This window comes from Terriglobales bacterium (assembly GCA_035937135.1).
In the GTDB taxonomy this organism is placed as follows: Bacteria; Acidobacteriota; Terriglobia; order Terriglobales; family Acidobacteriaceae; genus DASYVL01.
The window spans coordinates 1-1,852 of record DASYVL010000013.1 but is presented as its reverse complement, the minus strand read 5'-3'; the positions used below and the strand labels follow the sequence as shown (position 1 = coordinate 1,852).

The following is a 1,852-nucleotide window of genomic DNA, read 5'->3' as shown; positions in this document are numbered from 1 at the left end:
CGTGGTGTGGAAGCGGTAGTCGAGGCCCACCAGGGCCAGAACGGCGGCAGTGGTGAACAGCTTGGTGTTCGAAGCCGGAGTGAACAAGTGGTCTGAGTTGCGCGAGTACAGGGTCTTACCCGTCGCGACCGAAACCACCTGGATGCCCCAGAAGCCGCGAGCCACATCGGGGTCGGCGAGCAACTCGGCGATGCGGGAGTCGAGCGAGGGCTTGGTGGGGGCGGCGGCTTGGACGGGGAGCGCCGCCACCAGCAGCGTCACCAGCATCCCCAGCAGCCATGCGCGCGGGCGAGCCATGCTCATTGAGCGGATTCTAGCACCACTGCGACGCCCCCCCCTTAAGAAGCCGTCATCCTGAGCGAGGGAGGGCTCCCGCGCGGTGTCTTCAGCGCGGGAAACCCGAGTCGAAGGATCTGGGTGTACCTCCTTTGCCAGACGTCACAGCCCTGGAAAAACCTCTTGACAAACATCCTCCATGACTGTTATTTCTGTACTTACAGAAACAACAGGAGATACCGCCATGTCCACTCTTTCGCCCGTCACCCAAAAGTTCGTCCTGCACTGGGGAGAGATGGGAGCGCGCTGGGGCATCAACCGCACCGTAGCCCAGGTGCATGCCCTGCTCTTCCTCTCGCCCCGCCCTCTGCACGCCGAGGAGATCACCGAAGCGCTCGGGGTCTCGCGCTCGAACGTCAGCACCAGCCTGCGCGAGCTGCAGGCCTGGGGGATCATCAAGGTGGTGCACGTGCTGGGCGACCGCCGCGACCACTTCGAATCCATGAAGGACGTGTGGGAGATGTTCCAGATCATCCTGGACGAGCGCAAGAAGCGCGAGATCGATCCCACGCTGCAGATCCTGCGCGACTGCGTGCAGGAAGCCGACGCCGCCGGGCCCGCCGAGAGCCACACCCGCAAGCGCCTGGCGCAGATGCTGGAGTTCTTCGAGACCATCACCGGCGGATACTCGCAACTGCGCCGCCTGTCCAACTCCGCCATGGTCAAGTTCCTCAAGCTGGGCGGCGGCAAGAAGCTGGCGGTGATGGGCAAGTAGGAGGCGATATGGGCACTTTTCTCGAGACGCATCCCGGCGAGCGCTACACGCCGCCGGCGGGCTGGGTGGTTTATGACGGCGCCTGCGGCGTTTGCTCCCGCCTAGCGCGCCGCTTTCGCGGGATGCTCGAGCGCCGCGGCTTCGCGCTGGTCCCCCTGCAGGCGCCGTGGATGAGCTCGCGGCTTCGTTTTTCCTACGGCATCCCGCTGGAAAAACTCCTGGACGAGATGCGAGTGCTCACCGCCGACGGCCGCGCGCTGGGCGGCGCCGACGCCGTGCTGTTTCTCGCGGGCCGCGTCTGGTGGGCGTGGCCGCTAGCGGCGCTCGGCGCGGGTGCGTCGTTCCGCGCCCTGCTGCAGCACGCCTATCGCTGGTTCGCCGCGCGCCGGCATCGCTTTTCCGCCGCCTGCGCCATTCATCCCATGCCGCCCGCCGAGGCCCACCGCCCCGCCGCCTGAGAGGGATGGTCTTACATTCCGAGGCCGAAGGCCGTTGGCTTTTGCATTCCGAGCGCGAAGCGCGAGGAAGCCCTACTCTCTCCGCGGCGTTTGGGATGGGGTAGGGCTCCCTCGCTGCGCTCCGGATGTAAGAGACTGACCAGCCAGCGATTCCTGTGGCGGTCCGTCATCCCATGCAGTAAAAACTCTGCATGCCCCACGGCGGCGGAGGTGAGGGTCGCGTTCCTAGGTCTTGCTAATGCGTCGACCGGCTGCACGCTTCTTGACCGGCCCGCGTCCACCAGATTTCTTCGCGGCGCGCTTTTTCGCTGCCGTCATTCTTCCGCCTCTGCTTTTCTTTGCC

Annotated in this window: 3 protein-coding genes; 2 read left to right on the top strand and 1 reads right to left on the bottom strand. The window is 65.6% G+C overall.

Features of this window, described 5'->3' with window-relative positions; all coding sequences use genetic code 11:
• Positions 1 to 303, bottom strand: a 303-nt coding sequence (locus VGQ94_00635) for a D-alanyl-D-alanine carboxypeptidase (protein HEV2021012.1), incomplete at its 3' end; no start/stop codon positions are given.
• Between the two features lie 217 nt (positions 304 to 520).
• Here VGQ94_00635 and VGQ94_00630 point away from each other — a divergent pair.
• Entirely contained in the window at positions 521 to 1,051 is a 531-nt protein-coding gene (locus tag VGQ94_00630) for a MarR family transcriptional regulator (protein HEV2021011.1), read from the top strand.
• A gap of 8 nt (positions 1,052 to 1,059) precedes the next feature.
• Entirely contained in the window at positions 1,060 to 1,509 is a 450-nt protein-coding gene (locus tag VGQ94_00625; GenBank protein ID HEV2021010.1) for a DUF393 domain-containing protein, read from the top strand.
• Positions 1,510 to 1,852 lie beyond the last annotated feature (343 nt).